Source organism: Staphylococcus capitis subsp. capitis (assembly GCF_040739495.1).
GTDB classification, from domain to species: domain Bacteria; phylum Bacillota; class Bacilli; order Staphylococcales; family Staphylococcaceae; genus Staphylococcus; species Staphylococcus capitis.
In genome coordinates this window covers 1,301,618-1,316,564 of record NZ_CP145263.1, presented here as the reverse complement: position 1 = coordinate 1,316,564, position 14,947 = coordinate 1,301,618, and the positions used below count along the sequence as shown (strand labels likewise).

The window sequence follows — 14,947 nt, the reverse complement described above, 5'->3', positions numbered from 1 at the left end:
AATCACGCTTCCTTCAAACTAGCTTTATAACGTTTCTGACCTTCTCTACAATCATCTAATAAAGGACATATATCACATTTAGGTTTTCTAGCTAAACAATGATATCTTCCAAAGAAAATAAGTTGATGATGACTTCTATTCCATCTTTCACGTGGGATGATATCACATAGACGATCCTCAACTTGTCTAACATTGTCTTTCCATCGATTAATACCTAAACGTTTAGAAACTCTTTCAACATGCGTGTCCACAGCTAAAGAAGGTTCTCCAAATGCTACACTCATTACCACATTTGCAGTTTTTCGACCGACACCTGCTAAACTTTCTAATTCTTTTTGAGTCTCTGGTATACGTCCATCAAATTGATCGAGTAATGAACGACATAATTTTTTTATATTTTTCGCTTTATTACGATATAGTCCTATTGAACGTATATCATTTTGAAGCTCTTCATCGCTAACATTAAGGTAATCTTCCGGTGTTTTATACTTTTCAAAGAGTGAACGTGTCACACGGTTGACTAAATTATCCGTACATTGAGCTGAGAGTAATACAGCAATAGTGAGTTCGAATGCATTATCATGTTTTAATTCACATTCTGCGTCTGGAAACATATTCGCAATGACATCTATCATTTCTAATGCTTTCTTTTTACTTATCATCTGGTTTCTCTCCATTTAACCAATCAAATTTGGGAACTTGTTTAACTACATGTCTCATTTTAGGTTGCTTCTGATTAAATTGTTCTCTTATTTTTTTGGAGTCATCTACTGTTTTAACATTGTTCTTCTTCCAATTTAACAGTATGCGATCTATATATTTAAAACTTAATTTGTTTTGACTCAGTGCTTCGTCTAATGCTGCTTGAATGACGGATAAATCATGTTGATCCACATCTATCCATTGGTTTAATGTTTCTATTTCGTAGGGTGAAAGTGGTCTCCCAAAGGATTGTTCCATCAATTGAAATAGCTGTTTAAATTGCTCTTTACTATCTTGCTCTTGGTTATTTAAATTTTGTTTCTTTAGTATTAGGCTTAATTTCTCATAAAAAGGATCTAAATTCATATACTCAGTGAATTTACCTTCTTCGTCTTTACTCACATTTAATTCTAATAATTCGTGTTGTATTAAATTTTGAATGACGGCAGTGATTTCACGAGGTTGCATATGAGACCCTTTTTGAAGCAATTCTATAGAGGGCTGCTTATTAGACGTCTCTGATGCGTAAATCAATTTAATCAAAATCACTAAATCTTGTTCATCTATACCTAATTCCGCATAATGATCTAATAATTCTCTTCGAATTACGACAGGACGTGTTTTAAGTTGAAACAAATCCAAGTGTTTTCCCCTCCTATTTAAAATGAACGCCCAGCCGTATCAATTGACTGGACGTTTTGGCATCATTTTGAAAATGAAGTTCTTACTTCGCCTCTATTATGGGTATAAACGATTTAATAAACGTGGGAATGGTGAAGTTTCACGTACGTGTTCGACTCCTGAAATCCACGCAACTGTTCTTTCTAAACCAAGACCAAAACCACTATGTGGTACACTGCCATAACGACGAAGATCTAAATAATAACTATAACTTTCTTCATCTAATTCATGTTCTTTAATACGTTGTTCTAATAAATCTAAATCATTAATACGTTCAGAACCGCCAATGATTTCGCCATAGCCTTCTGGAGCAATTAAATCAGCACATAATACTGTATCTTCATTGTCAGGGTTAGGTTGCATATAGAACGGCTTAATTTGAGTTGGGTAATTAGTTATAAACACTGGTAAATCATAATGATTAGCGATTGCAGTTTCATGAGGTGCTCCGAAATCTTCGCCCCACTCAATATCATCAAAGCCTTGTTCTTTTAAGAATTCAATCGCATCATCATATGAAATTCTTGGGAATGGTGTTGCTACTTTTTCTAACTTAGTCGTATCACGGTCAAGTGCTTTAAGTTCTAATTCACAATTTTTAAGTACTGATTGTACAACATGAGTGACATATTGTTCTTGTACCTCTAAACTCTCAGCATGATTCGTAAATGCCATTTCTGGTTCAATCATCCAAAATTCAATTAAATGGCGACGTGTTTTAGATTTTTCAGCACGGAACGTTGGACCGAAAGAAAATACGCGACCATCTGCCATAGCTGCAGCTTCCATATATAATTGGCCACTTTGAGATAAGAATGCATCTTGGTCGAAGTATTTAGTATGGAATAACTCACTTGTACCTTCAGGTGCACTTGCAGTTAAAATTGGTGGATCAATTTTAGTAAAGCCATTGTCGTTAAAGAATTCATATGTTGCACGAATAATTTCATTTCTAATTTTCATCACGGCATGTTGTTTCTTAGAACGTAACCATAAATGACGGTGATCCATTAAGAATTCAGTACCGTGATTCTTAGGTGTGATTGGGTAATCATGTGCTTCATGAATGACTTCAATTGATTTTACTTGCATTTCATAGCCTAAATCAGAACGATTATCTTCAGTGATTGTTCCTGTTACATATAATGAAGATTCTTGAGTAATCTCTTTAGCTAATTGGAAGGTCTCTTCATCAACTTCTGATTTCACTACAACCCCTTGCATAAATCCAGTACCATCACGTAATTGTAAGAACGCGATTTTACCGCTAGAACGTTTATTTGTTAACCAAGCACCAATAGTTACTTCTTGGTTTAGATGTTGTTTCGCTTGTTTAATCGTAGTCTTCATAACCAAACTCCTATTTTTCTATTCTTTTAATACTTATTTATTTTAACAAAATCTTCTATTAACTTCTACATGTTGACTTCTGTGATTGCTTTCTTGAAAATGACTTCGCTACGTCAAATTAAACTCTATTTTCCTTTTTTAATTGATTTCTGAATATGTCCGAGTAATTTATTGAATTGTTGAATATCCCCTTTTTTCTGGCGATAATTTTCCAAGGTTTGAGCAAAGAAATTCTTAAAATTACTATTGATTAAACGATCATCGAATGATACTATAAGCCCTTTATCATCCTCATTACGTATCAAACGACCTAATCCTTGTCTAAATCGAGTGACAGCGTCTGGAAGGACGTAATCTTTGAACGTTGACGTAAATTCAGTGTCCATAAGCCAATATTTCGTATTGTGTTTACTCATAAATGGTAGCTTAGCTATCATGACACACTTAATACCATCAGCTTGAAAGTCGAAGCCTTCAAAGAATGTTGATGTACCTAACAAGATAGATTTTTCAAAGTTATTAAATTGCTGAACTATTTTATAATTTTGATTCTGTTGTTGAGTGAGTATCACGTAGTCCTCAAATGGTGGTAATTCGTTTAACATATCTTGAACCATATGCATCATCTTGTAACTTGTAAATAAGACGAGACATTTTGATTGAGTCATAGTGACATATTCGACAAGATAATCCACAATTGATGCCACGTAGTCTTCAATATTCTTATAATTATAAGAAGCTACATCAGTAGGAATAAAAACGCTCGTATTTTTAGAGGCTTTCATCGATGTCGATACTTCAAATGTATTAAATTCGGTATGATCGTTAAACCAATTCTTAAAGTTATCAAATGAATGATTGAAAGTTAACGTACCGGAAATAAAAGTGAGCGAATTAAATTTATCAAGAACTTGAGTTGTCAAAATATCTTTTACTGCAAAGTCTTTAACAAGCAAACGAATTGTAGACTTTTGAGTTAGATTTTTGATTGAAATATAACTTGTATGATTATCTTTTAAACTTTGCTCTATTTGTTTAAATCTATCGTTGAGATAAAGTAACTGTTTACGAATCGATTTAATTGTTTTATGGCTAATGCCATTAAAAATTTCCAACGTTTTATTTAGTTTATCAATGATAGCGTGTAAATCTTTTAATATATTATCAGTCTCAAATTGGTAAACATAATGATACTTATGAACTTCATCGTCATAGACTTCAGATGACTGAATAATTTCATAAATCGTTGTAAATAAACGCTCATTCAAGTCATGGATGTCATTGATGTTTGATTTAAGTCCGAATACATCAATAGGTGCTATATCTAATTTCTCAAGAATACGTTGTTGTTCTAATTTGTCTATAGCTTTAAGTAGTTTTTCATTTTCGTTTCTACCGATTAAGCCTAATTGATATTTAATATCAGAATAGTTCAATTCATTAGTGACTTGATTTAGGGCATAATCTGGTAATCGGTGTGCTTCATCAATGATACAATCGTCGAATAATTGATATATTGAATTTTCTGCATCCGAATGAATTAAATGTGCGTGATTCGTAATACCGATTTGAATATTTTGAGCGTTACGTTTTATAAAATTGTAGTAATGGATGTCATGACGTACAGGAACGTAAGTTTCAATCTTTTGATCGAAATACATTTTCTGTCCGCCTTTTAAGTTTAATTCTTGGATATCACCTGTAGTTGTTTCTGTAATCCAAATTAATAATTGCATTTTTAGAATGCTAACTTCATAGTTATTAGTATCATCTTTTAAGATTTGACTAATCAAACCAAGTGAAATGTAATCATTTTTACTTTTGATCAGAGATGCGTTGATTTTAAATTTTAATGCCTCGTTTAATGCAGGAATATCTTTTTCAAGTAACTGACTCTGCAGTATTTTAGTATTTGTAGATATCATCACGTGTCGCCCAGTCTCAATATTGTACATGAGTGCTGCAAGTAAATATGCAAGGGACTTACCACTTCCTAGAGGCGCTTCAATCATTGCTTTATCACTATGCATCAGTTGATCAAGAATAATTTCTGAAAGATAAAGTTGTTGAGGACGATAAGTCATATTTAGAGCTTTCGTAGCTTTTTTATAAAGCGTTTTAAGAGAACCTTCAAAATTTGTTTGTGGACCTTTTAAATCTACTTGTTTACGATATATGATTTGTTCGAATTGGCCAAATTGGTCATCCAAGGGTTTCGATTGATTTGTTCTTACCATTTCGAAAAGGATATTGTATAAATCATATTTAAGGTTTTTACTTAAATAATAAAGTTGCTTTTGCGTATCTAAAGGTAAACTTTCAAACTTTTTGAAGGCCTTAATCATTAACTTTGCAGTCGTTGTAGCATCTTCATCGGCACGATGTGCTTTGTCTAATGGTATATCATGTGCTTGAGCGAGCTCGCTTAACTGGTAACTTTTATCTGTTGGGAACGCGATTTTAAACAATTCAAGTGTATCCATCACTTTCTTAGGTTTGAATTGAATGTCACAGTTATTGAAAGCATTTTTAATGAAATTAAGATCAAAAGAAATATTATGTGCCACGAAAATGCAATCTTTAATTTGGTCGTAAATATCCTCAGCAACTTCATTGAAATAAGGTGCTTGAGCGAGCATGTCCTCTTCTATAGATGTCAAAGCTTGAATAAATGGAGGAATTTCTAAATCAGTGCGAATCATTGAATGATAAGTATCAATAATTTTATGATTGCTTACGAAAGTAATGCCTATTTGAATAATTTCATCATAATCTAGTTGATTACCAGTTGTTTCTAAATCAACAACTGCATAGGTTGCAATTCCCATAACGCCCTCTCTCCTTGTCTTCAGTGTTTATAAATCTATATCTGCACTCATTAGTCGATGTAAATTCCCTTCGTCATCTTTCACAAGTAAGAAACCATCTTGGTCGATATCAAATGCCTTACCTATAAATTGGTGACCATTCTCGGTAAATCTTAATTGACGATTCCACATATTGGTTGCTGCAATATATTCTTCTCGAATCATCTCAAATGGTTGCTCTAAGAATTGTTTATAACGTTTATTAATCTCATAGAGTAGTATTTTTAGAAAATCATAACGATTTATTTTATCATCAGCATGCAACCTCATACTTGTTGCAATGTGACGTATTTCATCATTAAAGTCGTCCTCAACATGATTCATATTAATACCTATACCACATATAATTGCTTCTATAGCATCATAATTAGCTACCATTTCAGTTAAAAAACCACAAATTTTCTTTTTCCCAATGTAAATATCATTAGGCCATTTAATTGCTACACGATCATTAGAGAATTGTTGAATGGCATCCCTAATTCCCAATGCGATAAATAAATTAAATTTAGGAATCATTGCAAATGGAACATTTGGTCTTAATACTAGAGACATCCACAGACCTTTACCCTTAGATGAACTCCAATTGCGATTAAAGCGTCCTCGTCCTTCTGTTTGTTCATCACTTAAAATTAAAAATGATGATTTGTTGCCTACTAATGCTTTTTTAGCTTTAGTTTGTGTTGAATCAACTGAGTTATAAACTTCTATCTGATCAATTGAATCAAAATCTTTTACGATGGGTTGAACAATGCCACTGTACCATTGATCGGGGAGTGCATTGAGCTGATGACCTTTATGATTGACGGATTCGATGTCACAACCATCGTTTTTTAATTGATCGATAATTTTTTTAACGCCTGCTCGTGTTATATTAAGTTGATCAGCTATAAATTGTCCTGAGATGTAATTTGGTTGATTCTCATATAACATTCTTACTACGTCTTGACTATACTTTGACATTCGCATCCACCCATTCTAGTATTTCAACTTTAGTATTCTTAATTTGTTTTGTGATAATTGCCACTTCTATTTGTCTTAACACATCTTTTAACCACGGTCCTGATTTCGTATTAAGGTGTTGGATAATATCACCACCATTGATAGCCATTTCCTTTCGATGATGGATAGGTAGCTGGTTATAAACTTCTTCAATAGAACGTTCATTTAAGATTAAAGGATTAGGTGTGTTAAGATTGTTTTTCTTGAGTGTTTCTTTAGTAGCTAATACATTTTTAATATTTTTTATGTCATTATCATAAATCACAATAATTAAATCCGACTTAGATTGTACCTTTGGTAAAGTTTCAATTAAATTCGCTAAGGTGTGAATTTTCGATTTTTCGTTGTTGCTAATCTTTAGTAATTTAAGTGTATCAGTAATCGGTTGCTGAGCTAGCATGATAGCGATCCACATTTCAAATTCTAATGGTTCATCGATATGAACGCGTTGCATATTAAATGAATTAAAAAATGGAATGTGCTTAAAAGCATCTATCTCTTTCATTTGATTAAAACTTTGAGCAACATTGATACCCTTAATGAGTTTCTTTAGTTCAACAACAATGCGTTCTATAGATAGGTATTGAATATCAGCAATCTGCTTGCGCATCGCATCAAATGTATTGTCTACAATCTTAAAATCGAGTTGAGCTTGAAAACGTAGTCCTCGAATGATACGTAACGCATCCTCTTCAAATCGTTCACGAGGTTCACCTACTGTACGAATCAGCCGTTCTTTTAAATCGCGTTCACCCTCAAAATAATCATATGTTTTATAATTAGAATCCATTGCAATGGCATTTACAGTGAAATCTCGACGTTGTACGTCTTGGTATAAATCACGTACGAAGTGCACTTCGCTCGGTCTACGATGATCCACATAATCTTCTTCAGCACGAAATGTTGTTACTTCATAATTTTCATGATGATAAACGACATTGATAGTACCATGTTCCTTACCTATTGGAATGGTCTTCTCAAAAATATCTTCAATTTCATTAGGCGTTGCACTGGTAGTAATATCAATATCATGGATTTCTCGTCCCATGAGATAATCACGAACTGAACCCCCAACGAAGTATGCTTCAAATCCATGATGCTGAATATGATCTAATATTGGTTTGGCACGTTCAAATAACTCGTTACTCATCTTAATTTTCACCTTGTTCTAACATTTTTTTATAATAATGTTCATACTGATCAGTAATCAATTTTGAAGCAAAGCGATCACGAATATCTTCAAGCATTTTTGATTGCATTTGTTTATATAAATTGGGATTTTCTAAGAGCTGAATCGCATATTGCGCTGCTTGTTCACTGTCACCAATATTTACTATAAAGCCCGTCTCTTCATGCTTAATTACCTCTTTGATACCTCCAGCATTTGTACCAATTGGTAATACACCCGTCTTCATTGCCTCTAATAAAGTTAAACCAAAACTTTCTTTTTCACTTAAAAGTAGCACGAGATCTGATAGTTGATAAAATGCACTTACATCATTTTGTTTACCTAAAAATAGTACATGCTCTTCTACATTGAGTTCGCGAGCTTTTTGGCGCATATCTAGTAATTCTGGACCGTCTCCAAGTAATATTAGTTTACTAGGAATTCGTTCATGTACTTTGGCGAATGTTTCAATGATTGTATCAATACGTTTTACTCTTCGGAAGTTTGATACATGAATGAGTACCTTCTCTTCAGGTAATATGCCGTAACAATCCTTTAATTCTTCATTATGTCGTGTTGGGAATTCATTTTCACGAACAAAATTATAAATAGGTACAATTTCTTTATTTGTATCAATAATTTCATATGTTTGTTGTGCAAGAGAATGACTCACACTGGTAACAATGTCACTTTGTTCGATACCGAATTTAATAGCATTCTTAAGCGAATGATCATAACCAAGCACTGTAATATCTGTGCCGTGAAGTGTAGTCATAATCTTTACATCTTTGCCAGACATTTGCTTTGCTAAAATGCCACAAACCGCGTGTGGTACGGCGTAATGCATATGTAAAACGTCTAAATCGTATTCTTTAATGACGTCAGATATTTTAGTACTTAATGTGATATCATATGGCGGATATTGAAATACTGCATATTGATTCACTTCAACTTGATGGAAAGTAATATTCGGTAAAGGTTTACGTATTCTAAAAGGAATATTCGAGGTAATAAAATGAACGTCGTGTCCGCGTTCAGCCATCTTTATACCAAGCTCTGTTGCAATGATTCCAGAGCCGCCCATGGACGGGTAACAAGTAATACCGATTTTCATCTGTGCCCATCCTTTCTATATATTATTTTCTTTCGAAACGATCTTTATCTCGTGTATTAAATTTCTCCATCGTTTCATTAAAACTTTCAGTCATATCTATATCTAGTGAATTAGCGATACATAATAATACAAATAAGTTATCCCCTAATTCAGCTTTGATGGTATTGTCAGCTTCAGAATCTTTTTTCTTCTTTTCACCATAATGATGATTAATTTCTCTTGCTAACTCTCCTACTTCTTCAGTCATTCTAGCGAGATTTGCTAGTGGTGAGAAGTAGCCTGCTTTAAATTGACCAATATATTCGTCAACTTCTTTTTGCATTTGTTCCATCGATTTCATTTTATGGTATTCTCCTTTAATGCGTTTCTCATATAGTATATTACAATTTGTTAGTTGATGCATTTCAAGTGCAATAATAGAAACTGTAGATTTATGTTGAAAATAAAAAACCTGGTAAGTATTACATCTACATGTAATCTTAACCAGGTTTATAAAAAGTATTTATTTAATTATTCGCTTGATCTTGCAAGTAAAATGATACGTGCAAGTTCAGCTAACGCTACTGCTGTTGAAGCAACATAAGTCATTGCTGCTGCAGATAACACTTTCTTAGCGTGTTTGTATTCTTTCTCATTTACGATATTTAAAGCAGTGATTTGCTTCATTGCTCTTGAACTAGCATTAAACTCAACAGGTAATGTCACGATTGAGAATAATACTGCAAGTGACATTAATCCAGCACCAATCCATAATGCAGTTGAACCAAATGCACTTCCGAAAGCAGTTAACACGATACCTAACATGATAACCATGTAACTTAAAGAACTACCGATATTAGCAAGTGGTACAAGTGCACTTCTAAATCTTAATGGTGCATAACCTTGTTGGTGTTGAATTGCGTGCCCAACTTCATGGGCTGCAATTGCTGTACCAGCAACTGAAGGTCTATCGTAGTTTGCAGGAGATAAACAAACAACTTTTTTACTAGGGTCATAGTGGTCTGTTAAGAATCCGTCACCTTTAACGACATCTACATCGTAAATACCATTTGCATGTAGTATTTCTTCAGCAACTTCTCTACCTGTTTTACCACTAGTGGATCTCACTTGTGAATACTTTTCATAATTAGATTTAACTTTATGTTGAGCCCACATTGGGATGACCATTAATATTACGAAATATATAATCATAGATATTAAAGACATTAAACTCACTCTCCTCTAGTATTATTTTACTGACAAAATAGTGTTTAATCAAATGTTTTAACTTTCATAAAACGTTGTAAAACTAAGTATAAAATTAAGGCACTTATACTCAGACATACTGATAATACTCCGATTTGAAATGTATGTGAAGCAATAAAGTCATAATAAGGAAATTGACCGAAACCATAATCGATTATGTCATTAATCAATACCCATATTAAAGCGACTAAGAACCCAGTCATTGTTACTTTAAAGCGTGGATAAAAATAGATAGCTTCAACGGCCATAATACCGTGGGATACAATTAACATAATACCGTTAATTGTCACTTCACCCTGCTCAACAAACATAAGAATATTCATGATAACTGCCCACACGCCATACTTAATTAAAGTTACAAAGGCTAGAGCATTTAAAATTGCGGAATGTTTGTTAAACAACATGAGCATGATAGATAAGCTTAGAAAAAGTGATGCTGTGGGGCTATCAGGTACAAATGGTTTAAAATAACGTGGAGTAATATATAGTTGTCCACTATACCAATCATAGCCGTAAATCGTTCCTGCCACATTACATATAATTAAGAAAATAAGCACCCATTTCCTATAAAGTGTCATTTCCCATATCCATTTATAGTCACTCATTGTTCTTCCTCGTGTATAGCATCAACGTCTTTCATTTTCAATGCATTTAAAATTTGTGTAAGTTGATAAAATCTTTCTGGTTCATTCATTTGTAAACTCAAATCAATATTTTCTTGTAAATTTTCAATCAAAGAAGATTGCTTTCTTTGATTCATTGAAATCGCATATAAATCTTGTACGTATGCGGAGTAACTTGGTGAATGAATCAATTGTGCCAAGATTAAATCGTCGTAGCGAGGTTCATACTTATGATTATCCGCAAAATGTATTTGAATATCTAGACGAATTGTATTATTAGCGATATATTCAAAGATCTCGTTCGTGTTAATGTATGTTTGATCGTCTTTAGTAAAATGAATTGCAGAAGCATGTGCGTTTACTTCTGCAATCTCTAAAGTATGATGTTGTTTAATTTTTCCACTTACGAAATGAACAAGGTTCAGTTTGTCATGATTTGCTTTTAAGTAATTAAGTACCCAAACGGTAATGCGTGATTTGAAACGGTATTGAAATAGTAAATACTCTAAAAAGCTTTGCTTCATTCGTATGAGCGATTCATTCATTAGTATTCACCCACTTAAGATTGGATTCTCATAGCTTCATCATGCCAAGTTTCATTACTAGGGTCAATTTCTAATAATTTATCTAAAATTGATTTTGCTTTGTCTTTATGTCCAATTTCTAATAGATAGAAATAATAATCGCTTAAAAATTCAGACTGTGTATTTAAAGTCGGGTATGCTAATTCGAAGAAATGTTGAGCTTCTTTATCGAGTTCTTCATGACCATAAGCATATGCTAAATGCCACATAAACACAGGGTCTAAGTCTTCCTCATCTACAAAGGTAAGAAGTTGAATAATTGCTTCATAATCTTCTTCATTTCGGTATAAATCACTTAATATTAGCAATGGTTCATGATAGGCATTGTCGACTTCAAGTGCTTGTTTTAATAATTCAACACCTTCATTCGCATCGCCATGCTCTATTTCTAAGCTACCTGTAGACACCATAAGCTCTTTGTAGAACTGACTTAGTCTAAGCCCTTCTTTACCTGTTTCAATCGCATCTGGGTAGTTCTTTTCATTTTCATATAATGATTGTAAGTAGAAATAACCTTGAATAAAGTCAGGATCTTTAGACAATAATGTTTTCATGATTTTTATCGCTTCTTGCGTTAAATCGTTCTTTTCATAAGCAATAGCCTTCTTGAAATAATCCTCAGAGTTCATTTCATCTTCACTAATTTCATCAAATAATCCAATAGAATCTGTATAGTTACCACTTTGTAAACTACAGTCGGCCATTCTTGAAAATAAATTAACGCCATTCACTTGGTATTCGCCTGTCTCTAGTACTGTCTCATACTCAGTTGTAGCGCGTAAATATTGTCCATCAAAGTATAGTAATTCAGCTAAAGCGAAATGAATAATTGGGTCGTTAGGTTCAATTTCTAACGCTTCTTGAAGCTTATCAATGGCAACTTCCAACATATTAATTTGTTGATATAAATCAGCTTCTAGCATTAACTTTTCAGTTGATGTTTCAACTTCAGCTAAATATTCTAATGCTTCATCAGTTTGATTCTCAGACATTAATCCTTCAATGAAGTAAATAAGTAATTCACTTTCATCAGGATATTTATGATATAACGTTCTAAACACTTCTAAACCTTGAGGTGTTAAACCGAAATTATATAATGTTTCACCTAAGATAAATAACGCGTCATCGTTATTTGAACTTAATGCTTCGTTTACACGAGAGTCTAAATTCTCTAATTTTTGTAGATTGATATCGTCTATTAATTTATAGATATCTTCCATAATTTATTTTCCCTCATTTTCTAAAAGCTTTAATTTTGGTAAGAAACCTGGGAAAGATACATTAACTGCGTCAAATTGCTCTATTGTTAAAGGTTCAGAACTTAGTAACGAAGCTACAGCTAACATCATACCTATACGATGATCCGTTTGACTATCTACTGTTGCACTCGCTTTAAATTCAGAAGGATGTATAATCAATCCATCGTTTGTTGGTTGTAGGCTGAAACCTAGCATATTGAGCATATCAGCAGTTGTATCTATTCGATTCGTTTCTTTTACCTTTAATTCTTCTGCATCTTTGATAATACAAGTACCTGAAGCTTGAGTACATAATAATGCGACTACAGGAAGTTCGTCAATCGCTTTAGGTACTATATCACCTTCAATAGTAATTGGCTTTAAAGTTGGGGTGTATTTAACTCGAATAGAAGCTGTAGGTTCAGCGTCGTGAGTCACATTGTTTAATTCAATATTACCCCCCATAAGTTCAACGATGTCTATGATACCTGAACGTGTCGGGTTAATGCCAACATTATGAATTGTAATATCGCTTCCAGGTGTAATTAGCGCGGCTACAATAAAGAACGCTGCTGACGAAATATCTCCAGGCACATGGAAATCCTGTGCTTTGATGTGTTGAATTGCATGAGGTGAAGTTCGAATCGTCTTACCCTCAATCTCAATTGGAATATTAAAATGTTCAAACATTGTCTCTGTATGATTTCTACTCACATCAATTTCAGTGACGGTTGTTGCCTCCTCTGAAAAGATACTCGCAAATAAAATTGCACTTTTTACTTGAGCACTAGCAACCTCCATTTGATATTCTATACCTTTAATAATAGATGGCTTAATAATTAAAGGGGTATAATTTCCTTCAATACCTGAAATATGAGCATTCATTTGTAACAATGGTTTTAGGACACGATCCATAGGTCTTTTACCAATAGAAACATCACCAGATAGTATGCTTTCAATTCCTAAACCACTAAGTAGTCCCGCCAATAAACGTGTTGTTGTTCCAGAATTCCCCGTATACAACACTTGGTGTGGTGTCTTAAATTGTTGATAACCAGGTGAGTCAATAATGATTGTCTCTTCATGTTCAGTTATTTTAACACCTAATAACTCAAATATTTCCATAGTACGGCGACAATCTTCTCCAAGTAAAGGCTTATAAATTGTAGTTTGACCTGTCGCTAGAGATGCAAGCATGATTGCTCGGTGTGTCATGGACTTGTCTCCCGGAACTTCTATTTCACCCTTTAAAGGGCCATTGATGTCGATAACTTCACTATTAGTCATGTTTATCACCTACCTAAAATATGACTGTAATTGATTAAATGCTTTAAGATGTCTCGTTTTATCAACATGAAGTACAATAGGACTACCCCAATCTTGAAGTAAGACCATTTGAATACCTTCACTGTTATTTTTCTTATCAAGTAACATAAATTGATATGTGTCTTCAAAATTAAGCTTAGGGATAATCTCTAAAGGATAATTTAAACATTGGAGATAATTAATGAAATGTTGAATATCATATTCGGTATGCAACATTTGATTAGCTACAATAAATTGATAGAGTATGCCTATCATTACTGCATGACCATGTGGTATTTTATGTTCATATTCCACAGCATGACCAAAAGTGTGACCTAAGTTAAGAAATTTTCTCATACCTTTTTCTTTTTCGTCTTCAACAACGATGTGCAATTTTGTTTCTATGCCTTTAAATAAGTAGTAGTCTAGTTGATCTAAAGATTTTAACTGTTTATCAGAACTAAAATGTGCCTCTATATTTTGCGTAGCTTCCTTACCATTCAATAATGCATGTTTATAGACCTCAGCATAACCACTCAAAACTTCATTATAAGGAAGCGTTTCTAAGAAATTTAAATCATAGATGACAGCTTTAGGTCGATAAAAGGCACCGATAAGATTTTTACCATGCTTTGAATTAATACCTACTTTTCCGCCAACACTTGAATCATGCGCGAGAATCGTAGTAGGAACTTGGATAAATCCTACACCTCTTAATAGAGTTGCAGCAATGAAGCCGGCGAAATCACCCGTTGCCCCTCCACCTAAAGCGATAATACATGTTTGTCGTGTTAATTGATGACTTAATAATGACTCCATTGTTTGATTGTATTGGGCGAATGTTTTAGTTTGTTCGCCAGCTGGAATGATAATTTTTTGCGCATGATGCTTTTTAGTTAAGGTATCTATTTTCTCTGAAAATTGGTGATACACATTAGCGTCAATAATGAAGAATACTTTGTCATAATCTTTGGTAAAAGAATCCAAATATTCAATTGCATCGTGCTCGACAATAATTGGATAGTTGTTATTTTCATAAGTTGTTTCAAGTTTCATGTTATCACCTCTTAA

14 protein-coding genes are annotated in these 14,947 nt (G+C 33.4%); all 14 read right to left on the bottom strand.

The features are described from left to right. Window positions 1-2: 2 nt before the first annotated feature. Entirely contained in the window at window positions 3-662 is a 660-nt protein-coding gene (gene nth, locus V6C74_RS06675) for an endonuclease III (protein WP_016898168.1), read from the bottom strand. After that, window positions 652-1,344 (bottom strand): DnaD domain-containing protein, encoded by a 693-nt coding sequence (locus V6C74_RS06670; protein ID WP_002453271.1) that lies wholly within the window; start codon window positions 1,342-1,344, stop codon window positions 652-654. The genes nth and V6C74_RS06670 overlap by 11 nt, the downstream gene beginning before the upstream one ends. A 96-nt stretch (window positions 1,345-1,440) precedes the next feature. Then, on the bottom strand, window positions 1,441-2,733 hold the full coding sequence (asnS, locus tag V6C74_RS06665) for an asparagine--tRNA ligase (RefSeq protein ID WP_002453272.1): 1,293 nt from the start codon (window positions 2,731-2,733) through the stop codon (window positions 1,441-1,443). A gap of 125 nt (window positions 2,734-2,858) precedes the next feature. After that, window positions 2,859-5,561 carry a helicase C-terminal domain-containing protein gene (locus V6C74_RS06660; RefSeq protein WP_002453273.1) on the bottom strand — a complete coding sequence of 901 codons (2,703 nt, stop codon included), beginning with the start codon at window positions 5,559-5,561 and terminating at the stop codon, window positions 2,859-2,861. Between the two features lie 27 nt (window positions 5,562-5,588). Continuing rightward, window positions 5,589-6,560, bottom strand: coding sequence for a biotin--[acetyl-CoA-carboxylase] ligase (locus tag V6C74_RS06655; protein ID WP_002453274.1), 972 nt, complete (start codon window positions 6,558-6,560; stop codon window positions 5,589-5,591). Beyond that, window positions 6,547-7,749: a CCA tRNA nucleotidyltransferase gene (locus V6C74_RS06650; protein WP_002453275.1), complete on the bottom strand. Its 1,203-nt coding sequence runs from the start codon at window positions 7,747-7,749 to the stop codon at window positions 6,547-6,549. The genes V6C74_RS06655 and V6C74_RS06650 overlap by 14 nt, the downstream gene beginning before the upstream one ends. A gap of 1 nt (window position 7,750) precedes the next feature. Beyond that, the gene (gene bshA, locus V6C74_RS06645) at window positions 7,751-8,881 is read right to left on the bottom strand and encodes an N-acetyl-alpha-D-glucosaminyl L-malate synthase BshA (protein ID WP_016898169.1); all 1,131 of its coding nucleotides are present in this window, start codon (window positions 8,879-8,881) and stop codon (window positions 7,751-7,753) included. 22 nt (window positions 8,882-8,903) lie between these two features. After that, entirely contained in the window at window positions 8,904-9,221 is a 318-nt protein-coding gene (locus V6C74_RS06640) for a nucleotide pyrophosphohydrolase (RefSeq protein ID WP_002453277.1), read from the bottom strand. A 170-nt stretch (window positions 9,222-9,391) separates the two neighbouring features. Continuing rightward, a complete protein-coding gene (locus tag V6C74_RS06635; RefSeq protein ID WP_002433625.1) occupies window positions 9,392-10,087 on the bottom strand; it encodes a zinc metallopeptidase in 696 nt (231 codons plus the stop codon). A 44-nt stretch (window positions 10,088-10,131) separates the two neighbouring features. After that, window positions 10,132-10,731 (bottom strand): DUF1405 domain-containing protein, encoded by a 600-nt coding sequence (locus tag V6C74_RS06630; RefSeq protein ID WP_002453278.1) that lies wholly within the window; start codon window positions 10,729-10,731, stop codon window positions 10,132-10,134. Continuing rightward, complete coding sequence (locus V6C74_RS06625) at window positions 10,728-11,294, bottom strand: YpiB family protein (RefSeq protein WP_002453279.1); 567 nt, start codon at window positions 11,292-11,294, stop codon at window positions 10,728-10,730. The genes V6C74_RS06630 and V6C74_RS06625 overlap by 4 nt, the downstream gene beginning before the upstream one ends. Before the next feature lie 14 nt (window positions 11,295-11,308). After that, on the bottom strand, window positions 11,309-12,553 hold the full coding sequence (locus V6C74_RS06620) for a tetratricopeptide repeat protein (protein WP_016898170.1): 1,245 nt from the start codon (window positions 12,551-12,553) through the stop codon (window positions 11,309-11,311). A 3-nt stretch (window positions 12,554-12,556) separates the two neighbouring features. After that, entirely contained in the window at window positions 12,557-13,858 is a 1,302-nt protein-coding gene (gene aroA / locus V6C74_RS06615; RefSeq protein WP_002453280.1) for a 3-phosphoshikimate 1-carboxyvinyltransferase, read from the bottom strand. A gap of 9 nt (window positions 13,859-13,867) precedes the next feature. Then, a complete protein-coding gene (gene aroB, locus V6C74_RS06610) occupies window positions 13,868-14,932 on the bottom strand; it encodes a 3-dehydroquinate synthase (RefSeq protein WP_049389289.1) in 1,065 nt (354 codons plus the stop codon). Window positions 14,933-14,947 lie beyond the last annotated feature (15 nt).